Consider the following 18,259-nt stretch of genomic DNA (forward strand, 5'->3'; position numbering starts at 1 on the left):
GGCAGCCCCGCGCCGGACCGCCCGGCGCCGGGCGGTCCGGCGGCCGCGGGCGTCAGCCGACGAAGCTCAGGGCCCCCAGGGCTCCCAGGGCGCAGCCGCCGCCGACCACGAGGAAGACCGGCATGAGGACCTTGATCTCGACCCAGCTGCCGGCGCGGAAGCGCATGAACTTCGGCGGACCGATCGGATACCAGCGGCGCCGCCCGATCGGTATCGGCCACAGCACCGGGCAGCCGGAGACGGTGAGCGCGTCGCCGAGGCAGTGCACCAGCGAGCCCAGCACGATCGGCAGGCCGATCCACAGATAGTGCTGGCCGGGCTGGGTGAAGAGCCAGTCCTTGCCGTTGCCCGGGTCGTCCAGGATGTCGGCGAGCATCCACGCGCTGGTCGCCCCGAGGAGCCACACCAGGACGTCGTGCGCGCCCCGGGCCTGCCGCCACAGCAGGCCCTCGACGGCCAGCACCATGTGGATGAAGAGGATGACCAGCACCGCCCAGCGCCCGCCGTACACCGCGGCGGCGGAGAAGCCCGCGCCGATGAGCACCGCCCACAGCCAGGTGTGCGTCAGGGTGCGGTGCCCGCCGGCCCGGCGCGGGTCGCCCGCCTTGCGGGTCGCCTTGTAGGTCGCGTGTGCGATGGCGTCCACGACCTTGCACAGTCCCCGCGACAGCGGGCCGAAGGCCCTGGAGATCGTCGCCGCCTGGTGGTCGAGGTCCGGGGCGAGCGCCGCGCCCGCGCAGATCAGGGCGCCGACGAGCACCGTCGGCCAGGGCATCGGATGGTCGAGGCCCGCGGCTACCGCGCCGACGGCCAGCCAGGCCGCAGCCCCGGACAGTGAATGCGCAGGTCCCATCATCAGGCTGCTCCGTCCCCCAAAATGTGCCGCCCGCAGGCGGAGTTGACGCGTGGTTCGACGGCACACCATATCGTCGGCGATCTTCCGCGGTGCCTCCGGTTCCGCCCGGAGCGGCCGGGACAGGCAAAATGGTGGGGTGACCCTTATCGACCAGCTGCCGTCCGACCCCGGCCCCGACGCCCTCTTCGACGCGTTCTCGACGTGGGCGCAAGGGCAGGGCATCACGCTCTACCCCGCCCAGGAGGAGGCGCTGATCGAGGTGGTCTCGGGGGCGAACGTGATCCTCTCCACCCCCACCGGTTCCGGAAAGAGCCTGGTCGCGGCAGGTGCGCACTTCGCCGCGCTGGCCCGCGACGAGGTCACCTTCTACACCGCGCCGATCAAGGCGCTGGTGTCGGAGAAGTTCTTCGACCTGTGCAAGCTGTTCGGCACCGAGAACGTCGGCATGCTCACCGGCGACGCCTCGGTGAACCCGGACGCGCCGGTCATCTGCTGCACCGCCGAGGTGCTCGCCTCGATCGCGCTGCGCGACGGCCGGGCCGCGGACGTCGGCCAGGTGGTCATGGACGAATTCCACTTCTACGCCGAGCCGGACCGCGGCTGGGCGTGGCAGATCCCGCTGCTGGAGCTGCCGCAGGCGCAGTTCCTGCTGATGTCGGCGACCCTCGGCGACGTCTCCCGCTTCGAGGAGGACCTGACCCGCAGGACCGGGCGGCCCACCTCCGTGGTGCGCTCGGCGACCCGTCCGGTACCGCTGAGCTACGAATACCGCACGACCGCGCTCACCGAGACCCTCACCGAACTGCTGGAGACCCGCCAGTCGCCGGTCTACATCGTGCACTTCACGCAGGCGGCCGCGGTGGAGCGGGCCCAGGCGCTGATGAGCATCAACATGTGCTCGCGCGCCGAGAAGGACGCCATCGCCGAGCTGATCGGCAGCTTCCGCTTCACCACCGCCTTCGGCCGCAACCTCTCCCGCTACGTCCGGCACGGCATCGGGGTGCACCACGCGGGCATGCTGCCGAAGTACCGCCGGCTGGTGGAGAAACTGGCGCAGGCCGGTCTGCTGAAGGTGATCTGCGGGACGGACACGCTGGGCGTGGGCGTCAACGTGCCCATCCGCACGGTGCTCTTCACGGCGCTGACCAAATACGACGGGCAGCGGGTGCGGGTGCTGCGGGCCAGAGAATTCCATCAGATCGCCGGGCGGGCGGGCCGGGCCGGCTTCGACACCGCGGGCTTCGTGGTGGCGCAGGCGCCGGAGCACGTCGTGGAGAACGAGAAGGCACTGGCGAAGGCGGGCGACGATCCGAAGAAGCGCCGCAAGGTGGTGCGTAAGAAGGCCCCCGAGGGCTTCGTCAACTGGTCGCAGAGCACCTTCGAGAAGCTCATCGCCTCCGACCCGGAGCCGCTGACCTCGCGTTTCCGCGTCACCCACGCGATGCTGCTGTCCGTCATCGCGCGGCCGGGCAACGCCTTCGACGCGATGCGCAGCCTGCTGGAGGACAACCACGAGGACCGCCGCTCCCAACTGCGGCACATCCGCCGGGCCATCGCCATCTACCGCTCGCTGCTGGACGGCGGCGTGGTGGAGCGGCTGGACGAGCCGGACGCCGAGGGCAGGATCGTCCGCCTGACCGTCGACCTCCAGCAGGACTTCGCACTCAACCAGCCGCTGTCCACCTTCGCGCTGGCCGCCTTCGAGCTGCTCGACCCGGACTCCCCGTCCTATGCGCTGGACATGGTGTCGGTGGTCGAGTCGACGCTCGACGACCCGCGGCAGATCCTGGCGGCCCAGCAGAACAAGGCCAGGGGCGACGCGGTGGCCGCGATGAAGGCGGACGGCGTGGAGTACGAGGAGCGCATGGAGCGGCTGCAGGAGGTGTCCTACCCCAAGCCGCTGGAGGAGCTCCTGCTGCACGCCTACGGCGTGTACCGCAAGAGCCACCCGTGGGTCGGTGACCATCCGGTGTCCCCCAAATCGGTGGTGCGCGACATGTACGAGCGCGCGATGACGTTCTCCGAATTCGTGTCGTACTACGAGCTGGCCAGGACCGAGGGCATCGTGCTGCGCTACCTGGCGAGCGCGTACAAGGCGCTGGACCACACCGTGCCCGACGACCTGAAGTCCGAGGACTTCCAGGACCTGACGGCATGGCTCGGCGAGCTGGTCCGGCAGGTCGACTCCAGCCTGCTGGACGAGTGGGAGCAGCTGGCCAACCCCGAGGTGGAGACCGCGGAGGAGGCCGCCGAGCGCGCCGACCAGGTCAAGCCGGTCACCGCGAACGGCCGGGCCTTCCGTGTCCTGGTCCGCAACGCGCTCTTCCGCCGCGTGGAGCTGGCCGCCCTCGACAAGGTCGAGCTGCTGGGCGAGTTGGACGAGGCGTCCGGCTGGGACGCGGACGCGTGGGCCGACGCCATGGACGCCTACTGGGACGAGTACGACGACCTCGGTACCGGTCCTGACGCCCGCGGCCCGAAGCTGCTCATGATCGAGGAGGAGCCGCAGCACGGGCTCTGGCGCGTACGGCAGACCTTCGCCGACCCCGCGGGCGACCACGGTTGGGGAATCTCGGCCGAGGTCGACCTCGCGGCCTCCGACGAGGAGGGCCGCGCGGTGATCAGGGTCACCGGTGTCGGCGAACTCTGAACGCAGCGCCCCCGGCGGGTGGCGTCAGCCGTCGACGGCCCGGCGCCGCCCGCGCAGCAGCCTCAGCAGGCTGCGCCGCGGCCGCTCCCCCACCACCCAGGCACCCGCGCCCGTCGGCGGGGTCCCGTGCCCCCGCGCCGCGACGCTCCCGGGCCCGGCGAGCGCCCCGCCGGACGCGGGCAAGGCCCGTACGGCATCCGGCGCGGCAACCGGCGGCCGGACCCGGCGCGGCGCGGGCACGTCGCCGGTCGGTGGGGCGCCGCCCGGCTCCGGCGGCGGCGCGCCCCACGGTTCGTACGGCGGCTTCGGCGGCACCTTCTCACCGGCGCGGGCACGTCCGAGGGCCTCGGCGAGCGCCAGCAGGGCGGCAGCGACCTCGTCGGGGGCGTCCGCGAGGGTCAGCCGTCTGATCAGGGCCATGCCCGCCAGCGGCCCCGGTCGGCCGTAGGGCAGCACCGTACGGATGCCGCGCAGGCGCCTGCGCTCGTGCGGATCGGGCACCGCCTCGTCAGTGAGTTCAGGCCCCAGCAGCGCCGCCCACACCGCGGCCTCCTCCCAGGGGCCGGGTGCGTCCTCGACCAGCCGGGCGACCTGCCGGGACCGCCAGCCGCGCGGCCGCAGGTCCGCCCCTTCCGCCTCCGCCTCGCGCAGCTCCGCCGGCAGCCGGCCGGTCAGCAGCGCGGGCCGGGCGACCGCGAACTCCCGCAGTTCACCTGCGAGGTAGAGCCACACCAGGGCCCGGTAGCGGTTCACGTACCAGCGCACGGGCCGGACGTACCCTGCTCGCGTGAGGCGGAGCAGCCGATCCCGGCCGACCCCGAGCAGATCGGCCGCGGCCGTGGTGTTGACCAGTTCGATCCGCGACAGCAGGGCCGCTGTGCCGCCGTCCTGGTCGCGCACCCGGGCGAGCTCCGTCGCGGACACCCGCGGCCGGTCGGCGCCACCGCCGACGACCGTGCCGATCTCGCCGAGCTGCAGGGCCAGCTCGAACTCGGCGAAGGGCAGGCCCAGTTCCTCCCGGGCGCGGTTGAGGGTGAACATCTGCGGCGGGTCCTCCGCAGCGGTGTCCGGCAGCGGCGGCGACTGCACCGCCCGCGCGCCCCGCGCCACCCGCGCCACCCGCGTCCGCTGCTCCGGCCGGGCCGTGTTCGTCGCCGTCCTCGTCGTCCCCATCACTGCCACCGTCTCTCTGTGCTGTCGCTCAACCACTGACAGTCACGACGATAGCGCGCACGGACGAACACCCGTTCTTCCCCTGTGGATAACTTGCGTCCCCGCAGCTCAGCCCGCCCCGGCGCCCCGCGCCACCGCCCCCGGCGCCCGGGACCTCAGTAAGGCGAACTCGACTGGCGGGCCGCGACCCCGAGGTGCTCGCCCACCCGGTGCACCAGCAGCGTCATCTCGTAGGCCACCCGCCCGACGTCGGCCTCCATGCCGCTCAGCACCGCCAGGCAGCTCCCGTCGCCCGCAGCCGTCACGAAGAGGTAGCCCTCGTCGAACTCGACCATCGTCTGCCGCACCCCGCCGACGCCGAACTGCCGGCCGGCCCCCTTGGCGAGGCTGTGGAAACCGGACGAGACCGCCGCCAGGTGCTCCGCCGTCGGACGGTCCAGGCTCTCGCTGGCACCGGTCACCAGTCCGTCGTTGGACAGGACGAGAGCGTGTCGGACGTGCGGCACGCGCCGTGTCAGATCATCCAGCAACCACGCAAGCTTGTTGCTCACCGTCATCGCCCCTGCCTCCCGTCTCCCCTGCCCTAGAGCCTGTCGCGCCTGAGGCGCCAGGGCAACCCCGCCTGGGGGCGCCGCGGGGGCGCAACGACGGGGTGGGGGCGGACGACCGGCGGGTTTCAGCCGCCGCGCGGGGCATACATGATGACGCCCACTCCGACCAGGCAGATCACCGCTCCGACGATGTCGAACCGGTCAGGGCGGTAACCGTCGGCGACCACGCCCCACAGGAGCGAACCGGCCACGAAGACGCCGCCGTACGCGGCCAGGATGCGGCCGAACTCCGCGTCCGGCTGGCGGGTCGCGACGAATCCGTAGAGGCCGAGGGCCACGACGCCCGCCCCCATCCAGGCAAGCCCGCGGTGCTCGCGCACGCCCTGCCAGATGAGCCAGGCGCCGCCGATCTCCAGCACGGCGGCGAGAACGAAGAGAGCCATGGAACGCAGGGTGATCATCCCACCATGATGCATGGCCGGTATCCGCGGAGTGCCGGGAGGTGGCATTGTCGCGCCGACCGGACAGAGCGGGGCGGAAGGCACCCCTACAGCATGCACCGGCCCGGGGCGTCACCACTGTGCGTGACGTCCCGGCACTGCAGAGCCACCGCGACCGGCGCCCCGGTCGCGGCCGCATGAGCGAGCCGCTCGCGTACCTCGCGCGGTGTGCGCGGCCGGTAGCCCGGACCGTCCTGACAGCACTCGCACGCGGAATGGAAGCGCAGCCCGGACGCGAGTACCGCGCCGAGCGCGCGCCACGCGGCCGTGTCGCGGCGCCTCGGCGCGGCGAACTGCGTGCCCGCGTTGATCAGCCGGCCCGCACAGCGCGGGCACGTCCCCGCGGTGTCGCGGGCGAGTGGGATCTTCCACGAGGCCCGGCACGGCAGACAGACGTAGTGGGTGCTGCGAATGCGTCCCATGCGGCGAGGATAGGCGACGGCGGCGGACGGAACCGAACGGGTTTACGGTGCTCCCGACCCCCTCGACGTAGGTGTTACCGGCTGGTTAAGGTGCGCGGACCGGAACGAGAGGGAGGGCGCCACATGGCCGCGGCCGAGCATGCCGACCACGCGGAGGACGAGGACGCGCTGTTCGTGCTGACGGCCGCGATGCTGACCGCCGAACACTTCCCCGGGGTGCTCGGCGACGACTACCCCGCCGCGTGCGAGCAGTTGGGGCTCGATCCGCTGCCCGGCGGCTACGGTCTGATGTTCGGCCAGGACGGGCGCGGCGCCCGCTGGACGGTCGTCACCACGGACGCCGCCCTCGTCGCGTGCGCGCTGGCGGCGTGGGACTGCGGCCTGGAGTACGAGCTGGCACCGCAGGAGGACACGCTTGCCGCCTCCCTGCCCGGCTGGCCGCTGCCGGTGGCCGTGGCGGTGCCCGACGTCCCGGATCCGCACGACCCGGCCGAGGAGGAGGCGGGGCCCGCGCTCGCCCCGCCGGACGTCTCGGTGTGGGGCCCGCCGCAACGGCGGCTGGGCGCCGACGAGATCGCCGTGCACTGGCACGAATGGCGCGACCAGCTCCCGCCCTCCCTCGCCCCCGCGCCCTCCGACCCGCCGCCGGACGGGGCGGCGGCCGGGATCTCCCACCCCGGTGTCCGCCGCGCACTGGCCGAGGCGGCGGCCTACGCCGACACCCTCCCCCCGCCCGGCCGGATACGGACCACCGCGGGCGCCCTGCGCGCCGACGGGCCTGGCTGGAGCCTGGTCGCCCGGACCGACGACATCGCCTTCGTCCTGCTGGACGAGGCCCCCGGTGAGGTGCTGCCGGTCGGCCGCGGCGAATCGCTGCCGCAGCTCCTGGAGGCACTCGACAAGCTTGCCGGGGCGCCGTCCTGACGGCGGACCGCCGACCGCGCTCCGCGTACGTACGCGGCTGCGCGCCATGGCCGGACCGCGCGCACGTGCGCAACCGTCACCGGTCCTCGGGGACGCGGCCCGACGTCCGTCCGGCCCCGGCCCTCACCCCGCGGCGATGTCCGCCGCCACCGCGTCGGCCGCCTTGCGGGCGGCCACCAGCACCGGATCCCACACCGGGGAGAACGGCGGGGCGTAGCCGAGGTCGAGGCCGGTCATCTGCTCGACCGTCATACCCGCGGTGAGCGCGACAGCGCCGACGTCGACCCGCTTGGCCGCCCCCTCGCCGCCGACGATCTGCAGTCCGAGCAGCCGCCCGGTGCGGCGCTCGGCCAGCATCTTGACCGTCATGACGGCCGCGCCCGGGTAGTAGCCGGCGCGGCTGGTGGACTCCACGACCGCGGTCACGAACCGCAGCCCCGCCGCGCGCGCCTGGGATTCCTTCAGGCCGGTGCGGGCGATCTCGACGTCGCAGACCTTGCTGACGGCGGTGCCGACGACGCCGGGGAAGGTGGCGTAACCGCCGCCGATGTTGATGCCGATGATCCGGCCGTGCTTGTTGGCGTGGGTGCCCAGCGCGATGTGCTGGGACTCGCCGGAGACGAGGTTGAGCACCTCGACGCAGTCGCCGCCCGCCCAGACGCGCTCGCTGCCGCGCACCCGCATCGCGCGGTCGGTGAGCAGGCCGCCGTGGGCGCCGAGCGGCAGTCCGGCGGCGGCCGCGAGCCCGGTCTGCGGCCGCACCCCCAGACCCAGGACCACCAGGTCGGCGGGGTGTTCGGCGGTGTCGGTGGCCACCGCGCGGACCCGGCCGTCCGCGCCGGTGAGCACCTCGCGGACCGGGGCGCCGGAGACCACCCGCACCCCGAGGCCTTCGAGAGCGGTGCGCACCAGGCGGCCCATGTCCGGGTCGAGGGTGGTCATCGGCTGCTCGTTGCGGTCGATCAGGGTCACGTCGAGGCCGTGCCGCAGCATCGCCTCGGCCATCTCGACGCCGATGTAGCCGCCGCCCACGACGACGGCCCGCCGCACCCCGGAGCGTTCCAGGCCGTGCAGGACGGCCTCGCCGTCGTCGAGTGTCTGCACGCCGAAGACGCCCGGCGCGTCGATGCCCGGCACGCGCGGGCGCACCGGCTCCGCGCCGGTGGCGATGACCAGGTGGTCGTAGCCCGTCCACTCCTCGCGGCCCGCGGCGTCGCGGCTGCGGACCCGGCCGCGCTCCGGGTCGATCGTGACGACCTCGGTGCCGAGCCGCAGGTCGATACCGCGCTCGCGGTGCTCCGCCGCGGTCCTGGCCACGAGGGCGCCGGGGCCCGCCGCGTCACCCGCGATCCAGTACGGGATGCCGCAGGCCGAGTAGGAGCTGTGGTGGCCGCGCTCGAAAGCGACGATCTCCAGGTCGGTTGCGGTTCTGCGGCGGCGGGCCTGCGACGCGGCCGACATGCCGGCGGCGTCGCCGCCGATGACCACCAGACGCTCCGTCATCTCCGCCGAACCACCTTCCGTCGCACCCCCGGTCACCGCACCCTGATCACCCTACGTGCGGCGCGGTGTCGTGCCCGTCCGCACCTCTTTACGTCACCCACATGTCCCAGTACCCTCACGAAGGTTCTTGCAGCAACTTGCGCAAGATATACGGCCGTTCTTTCCGTGGCGCGCGGAACCGACGGCTCCCCCACACCGGCCGCCCCCGTGCGGCCCTTTCCGAGGAGCACCTCGTGACCCTCCTGACGCGCCATCACCACCGCAGAGCCAGGCCCGGCCCGCTGGCGCTGCTGCTCGCCGCGCTCTGCGCGCTCGTGGCCGCCCTGCTTCCCGCACTTCCCGGAACCGGTGCCCGCGCGGCCGCGGCGACCGACGCCGGCAACACCGCCACCGTCTTCTACTCGACGGCCTCCACCGGCTGGGCGGCCTACAACCTGCACTGGGCACCGGACGGCGGCAACTGGACCGCCGTCCCCGGTGTCGCCATGGAGTCCGCCTGCGCCGGCTGGGTGAAGAAGACCGTCGACCTGGGCTCCGCCACCGGGTGGCAGGCCACCTTCACCAACGGCCAGGGCACCTGGGACAACAACGGCGGCAAGAACTACGCCCTGGGCACCGGCACCATCACCGTCAAGGACGGCGCCATCGCCCACAGCGACCCCTGCGCCGGCGGCACGACCGACCCGCCGCCCGGCACCTCCGCCACAGTCTTCTACTCCACCGCGACGGTCGGCTGGACGACCGTCAACCTGCACTACGCGCCCAACGGCAAGCCGTGGACGGCCGTTCCGGGCGTCGGCATGGAACCGGCCTGCACGGGATGGGTGAAGAAGACCGTCGACCTGGGCGGGGCGTCCGGGCTCGCGGCGACCTTCAACAACGGCAACGGCACGTGGGACAACAACAACGGCGCCAACTACGCGCTGGGCACGGGCGTCAGCACCGTCAAGGACCACAAGGTCACCGCACGTGCCACGGATCCCTGCGCGGCGGTCGTGCCCGACACCACCGCGCCGAGCGTGCCGAGCGCGGTCAAGGCCTCGGCCACCGACACCGCGGTGGTGCTGACCTGGGATCCGTCCACGGACGACACCGGGGTGACGGGCTACCAGGTCACCCGTACCGGCGGCAGCAGGGGCACGGTGGTGACGAGCGTGGGCTCCACGGTCTTCTCGGAGTCCGGCCTGGAGGAGGCCACCACCTACACGTACACCGTCGTCGCCCTGGACGCGGCCGGCAACGCGTCGGCGGCGTCCGCCCCGGCGAGCGCGGTCACCGGCCACGCCCCGCCGCCCGCGACCTCCGGCGAGATGATCGGGACGGATCCGCGCAAGGATCCGATCTACTTCGTGCTGACCGCGCGGTTCTACGACGGCGACACGAGCAACGACCGCGGCGGCAACCAGGACGTGGCCTCGGGGAACGCCGCCAACCACGACCCGATGTTCCGCGGCGACTTCAAGGGCCTGGTCCAGAAGCTCGACTACGTCAAGGCGCTCGGCTTCTCGGCGATCTGGATCACCCCGGTGGTCCTCAACCGCAGCGACTACGACTACCACGGTTACCACGGCTACGACTTCTACCGGGTCGACCCGCGGCTGGAATCGGCGGGGGCGTCCTACCAGGACCTCATCAACGCCGCGCACGCCAAGGGCATCAAGATCTACCAGGACGTCGTCTACAACCACAGCTCCCGGTGGGGCGCCAAGGGACTGTTCACGCCGACCGTGTACGGCGTGCGGGACGCGCAGTGGTCCTGGTACTACGACGAGAAGGAGGACGGCTTCGAGTACGACGGCCTGACGGTCGATCCGAAGACCGGGAAGTCGTACTACAACGGCGATCTGTGGTCGACCGCCGAACCGGCCGGCAACACCTGCCTGAACTGGGGCAAGCCGTCGGGCCAGTACAGCCCGGAGGGCTACACCCTCTACAACTGCCAGTGGCCCGGCCCGACGAACAAGCTCTTCCCCGCCGACCTCTACCACCAGTGCTGGATCGGCAACTGGGAGGGCGAGGACTCGCGGTCGTGCTGGCTCGCCGACGACCTCGCCGACTTCAACACCGAGAATCCCACGGTGCAGAACTACCTGATCGGCGCCTACAACAAGTACATCGACATGGGCGTCGACGGATTCCGCATCGACACGGCCGTGCACATCCCCCGCGTCACCTGGAACCGCCGCTTCCTGCCCGCCATCCAGCAGCGCGTGCTGCAGGACTGGGGCCAGGACAAGGCGCAGAACTTCTTCGTCTTCGGCGAGGTCGGCGCCTTCGTCAACGACAAGTGGAACCGCGGTTCGGTCAACCACTCGGCGCAGTTCTACACCTGGAAGGAGCGCAAGGAGTACAGCCCGGACGACGCCACCGCCGCGATCGAGCAGTACACCTACGAGGAGCAGCTCGGCACCGGCAACCAGCCGACGTCGACCAACGCCTTCCTCGACGGCAACGCTTACCACACGCCCGACCACAGCCAGTTCTCCGGCATGAACATCATCGACATGCGCATGCACATGAATTTCGGTGACGCGCACAACGCCTTCACCAACGGCAAGGACTCCGACGACTCGACGAACGACGCGACGTACAACGTCGTCTACGTCGACAGCCACGACTACGGCCCCAACAAGTCGTCCGTGCGCTACGCCGGAGGCCAGGACGCGTGGGCCGAGAACATGGCACTGATGTGGACCTTCCGCGGCATCCCGACGCTGTACTACGGCTCGGAGATACAGTTCCAGGCCGGAAAGACGATCGACTGCGGCCCCAGCTGCCCGCTGGCCACCACCGGCCGCGCCTACTACGGCGACCATCTGGAAGGCAGCGTCACCGCCTCGGACTACGGCGTGGTCTCCAGCGCCTCCGGCGAGGTCGCCACCACACTGGCCCAGCCGCTGGTCGAGCACCTGCAACGGCTCAACCGGATCCGCCGGGCGATACCGGCCCTGCAGATGGGCCAGTACAGCACGGACGGGGTCAGCGGTGGCGGCATGTCCTTCAAGCGCCGCTACACCGACACCGCCTCCGGGGTCGACAGCTTCGCCCTGGTGACGGTGACGGACGCGGCCACCTTCACCGGGATACCGAACGGCCGCTACATCGACGCCGTCACCGGGGACAGCCGCACCGTCACCGACGGGACCCTGGCCGTCACCGCCCCCGGCAAGGGCGACATGCGCGTCTACGTCCTCGACCTGGGCGGGAAGAACGCCGCGCCCGGCAAGATCGGCGCCGACGGCCCCTACCTCAAGTAGTGCCTGCCCGCCCGGGCCTCCCCCGTACGGCGGGGGCCCGGGCGGCCGTGCCTCCAGATGTCACCCGAGGGCGTCGCGGGCGTCCATGAGGGCGAAACCCAGCAGATTCAGACCGCGCCAGCGTGCCGGATCGGCCGCGCGCTCGTCGTCCGCGGCCAGGCCGATGCCCCAGACCCGATCCACCGGACTGGCTTCGACGAGCACCCGGCCGGCGGTCGCCAGCAGGTATTCCCGCAGCTCCGGGTGCTGTCCGAACTTGTGGCGGCTGCCCTCGGCGACGAGCGCGAACCGCTCCCGCTCCCAGACCGCCTCGTCGAAACCGCGCACCGTGCGCCCCGCGGCCTTGGCAGCACCGGGCGAGGTCGCCGCCAGGGCGCGGCGCTCGGCCTCCGGGTCGTCGAAGAGCCGCGCCTTGCCGGCCATCATCCAGTGCTCCGCCGTGGCGTAGCCGACGCCGTCGACGGTGAAGGGTGCGGGCCACCACTGGCTGAGGCAGCCGGGACCCGCACGGCCGTCGCGCTGCGGACGGTGGCCCCAGAAATGCAGGTATTTCACGCGGTCACCGCGCGCGGTGTACGCGACCAGCTCCTCGACGGACCGCACGGTGGCGGGAAGAAGCGACATCGGACCGAACCCCTCCCAGGTGACCGCCCCGCCCGTGCCGGGACAGGGCGGGCCGCCACGCTACCGGGGCCTCGTCCGGGTCAGCGACCTATTTGGCGCCGGGAGACACGGCGCAGCCGGCGGCGCTGCGAGGAATCCAGCGTCAGGTACGCCGCCGCCGGAATGCCGACGATGATCAGGAAGGACACCCACCAGGGAAGAACGATGAGCAGGATCAGCCCGACCGCCACACCACCGATGGCGACCTTCGCGCGATTCGACATCTGTCCCCGCCTCCGTCCACGGCCTCCGGCGACCGGCCGCCGCTCCTTCGCACACTTACCGCCTACCCACCACAACGCCTGTTCGACCGTCCTGGTTCCCGGCGTCTCCGGCAGGCCGGGCGGGCCGGGTGCTCCCGGTCCGCCCGGCCGGGCCGCTCACCGCCCGCCGGTCAGTCCGGCCCGGCGCAGCGCGTCTGCCATGGCACCGTTCTGCGGCGCGGGCGCGGAACCACCGCGCCGCCCGCCGCCCTGCCCCTGACCCTGTCCCTGACGGCCGCCGCCCTGTCGTCCGCCGAACTGCCGCGGGGCGGTGCCGCGCCGCTCACCGCCGCCACCACCAGCGCCCGCGGCGCGCGGCTCGTCGTCCAGCCGCAGCGTGAGCGAGATCCGCTTGCGCGGCAGATCGATGTCCAGCACCTTGACCCGGACGATGTCCCCGGGCTTGACGACCTCGCGCGGGTCGGAGACGTACCGGTCGGACAGCGCCGACACGTGCACCAGCCCGTCCTGGTGGACGCCGACGTCCACGAACGCGCCGAAGGCGGCCACGTTGGTGACGACGCCCTCCAGCAGCATTCCCGGCCGCAGGTCCTTCATCTCCTCCACGCCCTCCTTGAAGGCCGCGGTCCTGAACGCCGGCCGCGGATCGCGCCCGGGCTTCTCCAGCTCGGAGAGGATGTCGGTGACGGTCGGCAGGCCGAAGGAGTCGTCCACGAAGTCCTCCGGGCGCAGCCGCCGCAGCACGGCGGCATTGCCGATCAGCTCGGGGACGTCGGTGCCCGCGCTCCGGCCGATCCGCCGGACCACCGGATACGCCTCGGGGTGCACGGCGGACGCGTCCAGCGGGTCCTCGCCGCCGAGGATGCGCAGGAAGCCCGCGCACTGCTCGTACGCCTTCGGGCCGAGCCTGGCGACGTCCTTGAGGGCCTTGCGGCTGCGGAAGGGGCCGTTGGTGTCGCGGTGGGTGACGATGTTGGCGGCCAGGCCCTCGGTGATGCCCGAGACGCGGCGCAGCAGCGGCACCGACGCGGTGTTGACGTCGACGCCGACCCCGTTCACGCAGTCCTCGACCACCGCGTCCAGCGAGCGCGACAGCTTCACCTCGGAGAGGTCGTGCTGGTACTGGCCGACGCCGATGGACCGCGGGTCGATCTTCACCAGCTCCGCCAGCGGGTCCTGGAGGCGGCGGGCGATGGACACCGCGCCGCGCAGGGACACGTCCATGCCGGGCAGCTCGGCGGACGCGTAGGCGGAGGCGGAGTAGACCGACGCGCCGGCCTCCGAGACGACCGCCTTGGTGAGCTCCAGCTCCGGGTGCGCCTTGATGAGGTCGCCCGCCAGCTTGTCGGTCTCGCGGGAGGCCGTGCCGTTGCCGATGGCAATCAGGTCGACGCTGTGCGCGGCGGCGAGCCCGGCCAGCGTGGCGAGGGATTCGTCCCAGCGGTTGCGCGGCGCGTGCGGGTAGATCGTGTCGGTGGCGACGACCTTGCCGGTGGCGTCCACGACGGCGACCTTGACGCCGGTGCGCAGGCCCGGGTCCAGGCCCATCGTGGCGCGCGTGCCGGCCGGCGCGGCGAGCAGCAGGTCGCGCAGATTCGCGGCGAAGACCCGTACCGCCTCGTCCTCGGCCTCCTGGCGCAGCTGCACGCGCAGGTCGATGCCGAGCCGCACCAGCATGCGGGTGCGCCAGGCCCAGCGGACGGTGTCCAGCATCCAGCGGTCGCCGGGGCGGCCGCGGTCGGCGACGCCGAAGCGCTGGGCGATGCGCCGCTCGAAGCTGCTGGGGCCCTCGACGGGCTCCTCCGGCTCCAGGGTGAGGTCGAGGACCTCCTCCTTCTCGCCGCGCAGCATGGCCAGGACGCGGTGCGAGGGCAGCTTGCCGAAGGGCTCGGCGAAGTCGAAGTAGTCGGCGAACTTCGCACCCGCCTCCTCCTTGCCCTCGCGCACCTTGGCGACCAGCCGGCCGCGGCTCCACATCCGGGTGCGCAGCTCGCCCACCAGGTCGGCGTCCTCGGAGAAGCGCTCGGTGAGGATGGCGCGGGCGCCCTCCAGCGCCGCCGCGGCGTCGGCCACGCCCTTCTCGGCGTCGGCGTACGGTGCCGCGGCCGCCTGGGGGTCCAGACCCGGGTCGGCGAGCAGCGCGTCGGCGAGCGGTTCGAGACCCGCCTCGCGGGCGATCTGGGCCTTGGTGCGCCGCTTGGGCTTGTACGGCAGGTAGATGTCCTCCAGCCGCGCCTTGGAGTCGGCCGCCATGATCTGCTCGCGCAGCGCGTCGTCGAGCTTGCCCTGGGAGTCGATGGACTCCAGCACCGCGGCGCGCCGCTCGTCCAGCTCGCGCAGATAGCGCAGGCGCTCCTCCAGGTTGCGCAGCTGCTCGTCGTCGAGGGTGCCGGTGGCCTCCTTGCGGTAGCGCGCGATGAACGGCACCGTGGCCCCGCCGTCGAGCAGATCGACGGCCGCCCGTACCTGACCTTCGCGTACGCCCAGCTCCTCGGCGATCCTGCGTTCGACCGAAACGTTGCCGCTGATGATGGTGCTCCTCCGACCTGGCCAAGACACCTGCCGCTTGGCGGTTGTCCAGCATCGTAGACGCCGCCGGGCGGCGGCACGCGGCAAGGCGCCACGGGCGGGTGCGCGTCACCGGAAGTGCGGGAGCGGTCCCTGGCCGGGCCGCCGGGATGGGACACTGGCGTGGGCGCGGTCGCCGTCAGGCGGCCGGGCAGAGATCGTCCGTGGCCAATACGGTCCCCTCCGGCTGTCCCGGGGTGGGGATATCCCCCGCGTTCCGGGGGGACTGGCACCCCGCGAAGTCGGGTGATGGCGCCATGGTCCGCGGCGGGCGGTGGTTCGTAGCGTCGCCGTACGGCCCGTCCGGACCGTAGGACAGACACCGCCCATCATCGAGGAGCGCCCATGGCGATCGTCCTGACCACTCCAGAACAGACCGAGCGGGCTCCCGGCTGTGAAGCCAGCGAGTTCGCCCCGCTGCTGCGCACGGTACGTGAGGCCGGACTGCTGCGGCGGCGGCGCGGGCACTACGCGGTGTCGATCGCGGTGAACCTGCTGGCAATGGCCGCGGTGTGGACGGCGGTCGCCGTGGTCGGCGGCAGCGGGTCGTGGTGGGTGCTGGCGCTGGCGCTTCCGGCGGCGGTGTTCTCCTCGCGCAGCGGCTTCACCGGGCACGACGCCGGGCACCAGCAGATAGCGGCAGGCCGCCGCACCAACCGGCTCATCGCCCTCTTCCACGGCAATCTGCTGCTGGGAATGGGCGCCGCATGGTGGAGCGACAAGCACAACCGGCACCACGCCAACCCCAACCACATCGGCAAGGACCCGGACGTGGAGGTGGGCGCCCTGGTGTGGACGCGGGCGCAGGCCGTGGAACGGCAGGGCTTCGCCCGCTTCCTGACGAAGCACCAGGCGCGGCTGTTCTTCCCGATGCTGCTGCTGGAAGGGCTCGCCCTGAAGGTGGCGAGCTTCCAGGACCTGCGGCGCCTGGACCGCCGGGAGCGGCTGGTGGAGGGCTCACTGCTGGTCGCCCATCTCGCGGGCTACACGGCGCTGCTGCTGACCGCGCTGCCGTGGCCGCAGGCGCTGGCCTTCGCCGCGCTGCACCACGCGCTCTTCGGGCTGCACCTGGGGTGCGCGTTCGCCCCCAACCACAAGGGCATGGAGATGCCCGAGCCGGGCGCACGCTGGGGGCATCTGCGCCGCCAGGTGCTGACCTCGCGCAATGTACGGGGCAATCCGGTCGTGGACTTCCTGCTCGGCGGGCTCAACTACCAGATCGAGCACCACCTCTTCCCGAGCATGCCGCGCCCGCACCTGCGACTCGCCCGCCCCCTGGTGCGCGCCCACTGCGACCGCATCGGCGTGCGCTACACCGAGACGGGGCTGCTGGACTCCTACGCTCAGGCGCTCGGCCACATGCACGCGGTGGGCGAGCCGCTGCGCTGACTTCCTTGAGGGCGGGCCCGCTCACAGCCGGGCGGGCTTGGCCGTGCCGTAGAGCCAGGTCGCGAACAGCGGGGTCAGGTCGCGGCCGGCGAGCCGGGTGCAATATGCCGTGAAGTCGGCGGTGGACGCGTTGCCGTGGGAATGTGCCGCGGCCCAGCCGCGCAGCAGGCGGTCGAAAGCGCCGTCGCCGAGCGCCTGGTGCAGTTCGTAGAGCACCAGCGCGCCGCGGGCGTAGACCGGCTGGGCCGACACGTCGGCGGCCTTGGGCGGCGCTGCGGGCGGGAAGGACCATGTGGCGGGGTCGGCGAACGCCTCGGCGGCGCTCCGGGAAAGCGGCACGCCCGCGTCGTGCTCCTGCCACATCCACTCGGCGTAGGTGGCGAAGCCCTCGTTCAGCCACATGTCCTGCCAGCTGCGCGGGGTGACGGAGTCGCCGAACCACTGGTGCGACAGCTCGTGCACCAGGGTCGTGACGTCGACCGCGGGCCCGTCGCCGTCGCCGGGAAAGGCGGGACGGTTCTGCGTCTCCAGCGCGTAGCCGACCGAGCCGCGGGGCAGGTGGTCGACGATCGCGCCGGACGAGCCGAAGGGAAAGCGGCCGAAGCGGCCCGTCTCCCAGTCCAGGATCTCCGGCAGCCGGGCCAGCGCGGCGGTGGTCGTGGCGTCCGCCGCGCGCGGGTCGACGGCCGTGTAGAGGGGGATCCCGCCGGGCGTGCGGGAGCGGCTGACCGTGTAGTGCCCGATCCCGACGGTGGCCAGATACGTGGCCATGGGCGCGGTGCTGCGCCAGTGGAAGGCGGTACGGCCGGCCGCTGTGCGGGTGCCCGCGAGCTCGCCGTTGGAGACGACGGTCAGACCGGCCGGCACGGACATGGTGAGGTCGAAGGCGGCCTTGTCGGAGGGGTGGTCGTTGCCGGGGAACCACCCCATGGAGCCGACCGGTTCGCCGAGTGCCAGGGCGCCGTCGTCGGTGCGGAGCCAGCCCTCGTGCGAGCCGTCGGGGTCGGTGACCACACGGGGCACTCCGGCGTACGCGACGGTGACGGCGAAGTGCGAACCCCGGCGCAATGTACCGGCCGGGCGGACGGTCAGCTCGGTCCCGGAGCGGTTGGTGCGGGCGGTGCGCCCGTCCACGCTCACCCGGCTCACGGTCAGACCTGCGAGGTCGAGGTTCAGCCGCGTGAGGTCCTGCGTCGCGGTGGCGCTGACCACGGCGGTGCCGGACAGCCTGCCGGTCGCCGGGTCGTAGGACAGGTCGAGCCCGTAGTGCGTCACGTCGTAGCCGCCGTTGCCCGCGCCGGGGAAGAGCCGGTCGCCGAGCCCGGCCGCGCCCGCCCCGGGGTCCGGGGAGCCGCCGCCGGAGCAGGACGTCAGGCAGGCCAGCAGCGCGGCCGCAAGGCAGCCGGCTGCGAACCGCGGGGCGCGGGCGGTACGGGGTCGGGGCACGCAGGTCAGCGTACGAGGTGCGGCCCGGCGGGGGCGGCAGCGGGGCGGGGCGGCCTACGGGCGGGGCCTGGGCGGACGCTACGGGCCCGTGAGCGGTCCGTGCGCGGGGACCCGGCGGGCCCACGCGCCGGAG

Annotated in this window: 14 protein-coding genes; 4 read left to right on the forward strand and 10 right to left on the reverse strand. The window is 72.7% G+C overall.

Annotated features, from left to right (window positions below; all coding sequences use genetic code 11):
* Window positions 1–52 precede the first annotated feature (52 nt).
* Window positions 53–856: a metal-dependent hydrolase gene (locus ACH4SL_RS32340; protein WP_398452395.1), complete on the reverse strand. Its 804-nt coding sequence runs from the start codon at window positions 854–856 to the stop codon at window positions 53–55.
* Between the two features lie 136 nt (window positions 857–992).
* Between ACH4SL_RS32340 and ACH4SL_RS32345 the strand changes: the two genes are divergently transcribed.
* Complete coding sequence (locus ACH4SL_RS32345; protein WP_398452398.1) at window positions 993–3,506, forward strand: DEAD/DEAH box helicase; 2,514 nt, start codon at window positions 993–995, stop codon at window positions 3,504–3,506.
* 24 nt (window positions 3,507–3,530) lie between these two features.
* Here the strand turns inward: ACH4SL_RS32345 and ACH4SL_RS32350 are convergent, their stop codons facing one another.
* The 4 genes from ACH4SL_RS32350 to ACH4SL_RS32365 all read right to left on the reverse strand — a co-directional run bounded on the left by ACH4SL_RS32350 (window position 3,531) and on the right by ACH4SL_RS32365 (window position 6,152).
* Window positions 3,531–4,679 carry a DUF6397 family protein gene (locus ACH4SL_RS32350; RefSeq protein WP_398452401.1) on the reverse strand — a complete coding sequence of 383 codons (1,149 nt, stop codon included), beginning with the start codon at window positions 4,677–4,679 and terminating at the stop codon, window positions 3,531–3,533.
* A 155-nt stretch (window positions 4,680–4,834) separates the two neighbouring features.
* Window positions 4,835–5,236, reverse strand: coding sequence for a roadblock/LC7 domain-containing protein (locus tag ACH4SL_RS32355; RefSeq protein WP_398179732.1), 402 nt, complete (start codon window positions 5,234–5,236; stop codon window positions 4,835–4,837).
* Between the two features lie 119 nt (window positions 5,237–5,355).
* Window positions 5,356–5,691 carry a YnfA family protein gene (locus ACH4SL_RS32360; RefSeq protein ID WP_398452404.1) on the reverse strand — a complete coding sequence of 112 codons (336 nt, stop codon included), beginning with the start codon at window positions 5,689–5,691 and terminating at the stop codon, window positions 5,356–5,358.
* A gap of 86 nt (window positions 5,692–5,777) precedes the next feature.
* On the reverse strand, window positions 5,778–6,152 hold the full coding sequence (locus ACH4SL_RS32365; protein ID WP_398452407.1) for a deoxyxylulose-5-phosphate synthase: 375 nt from the start codon (window positions 6,150–6,152) through the stop codon (window positions 5,778–5,780).
* Window positions 6,153–6,275: 123 nt separating this feature from the next.
* Here ACH4SL_RS32365 and ACH4SL_RS32370 point away from each other — a divergent pair, with 123 nt between their 5' ends.
* Complete coding sequence (locus ACH4SL_RS32370; protein WP_398452410.1) at window positions 6,276–7,076, forward strand: hypothetical protein; 801 nt, start codon at window positions 6,276–6,278, stop codon at window positions 7,074–7,076.
* A gap of 123 nt (window positions 7,077–7,199) precedes the next feature.
* Here the strand turns inward: ACH4SL_RS32370 and ACH4SL_RS32375 are convergent, their stop codons facing one another.
* Entirely contained in the window at window positions 7,200–8,579 is a 1,380-nt protein-coding gene (locus tag ACH4SL_RS32375) for an FAD-dependent oxidoreductase (protein ID WP_398452413.1), read from the reverse strand.
* 242 nt (window positions 8,580–8,821) lie between these two features.
* On the opposite strand from ACH4SL_RS32375, the gene ACH4SL_RS32380 reads away from it, so the two are divergent.
* Window positions 8,822–11,836: a carbohydrate binding domain-containing protein gene (locus ACH4SL_RS32380; protein ID WP_398452634.1), complete on the forward strand. Its 3,015-nt coding sequence runs from the start codon at window positions 8,822–8,824 to the stop codon at window positions 11,834–11,836.
* A 60-nt stretch (window positions 11,837–11,896) separates the two neighbouring features.
* Here the strand turns inward: ACH4SL_RS32380 and ACH4SL_RS32385 are convergent, their stop codons facing one another.
* From ACH4SL_RS32385 to ACH4SL_RS32395, 3 genes are all read right to left on the reverse strand, one after another.
* Entirely contained in the window at window positions 11,897–12,460 is a 564-nt protein-coding gene (locus ACH4SL_RS32385; protein ID WP_398452416.1) for an NADAR family protein, read from the reverse strand.
* Between the two features lie 80 nt (window positions 12,461–12,540).
* Window positions 12,541–12,723 carry a hypothetical protein gene (locus ACH4SL_RS32390; RefSeq protein WP_398179750.1) on the reverse strand — a complete coding sequence of 61 codons (183 nt, stop codon included), beginning with the start codon at window positions 12,721–12,723 and terminating at the stop codon, window positions 12,541–12,543.
* A gap of 156 nt (window positions 12,724–12,879) precedes the next feature.
* On the reverse strand, window positions 12,880–15,282 hold the full coding sequence (locus ACH4SL_RS32395; RefSeq protein ID WP_398452419.1) for a Tex family protein: 2,403 nt from the start codon (window positions 15,280–15,282) through the stop codon (window positions 12,880–12,882).
* Between the two features lie 354 nt (window positions 15,283–15,636).
* Here ACH4SL_RS32395 and ACH4SL_RS32400 point away from each other — a divergent pair, with 354 nt between their 5' ends.
* A complete protein-coding gene (locus ACH4SL_RS32400; RefSeq protein WP_398452422.1) occupies window positions 15,637–16,680 on the forward strand; it encodes an acyl-CoA desaturase in 1,044 nt (347 codons plus the stop codon).
* Window positions 16,681–16,701: 21 nt separating this feature from the next.
* On the opposite strand, the gene ACH4SL_RS32405 is transcribed toward ACH4SL_RS32400, so the two are convergent.
* Window positions 16,702–18,126 (reverse strand): M1 family metallopeptidase, encoded by a 1,425-nt coding sequence (locus ACH4SL_RS32405; RefSeq protein WP_398452426.1) that lies wholly within the window; start codon window positions 18,124–18,126, stop codon window positions 16,702–16,704.
* Window positions 18,127–18,259: the final 133 nt, after the last annotated feature.

Origin of the sequence: Streptomyces sp. NPDC021020 (assembly GCF_044333285.1) — a bacterium.
GTDB lineage: Bacteria > Actinomycetota > Actinomycetes > Streptomycetales > Streptomycetaceae > Actinacidiphila.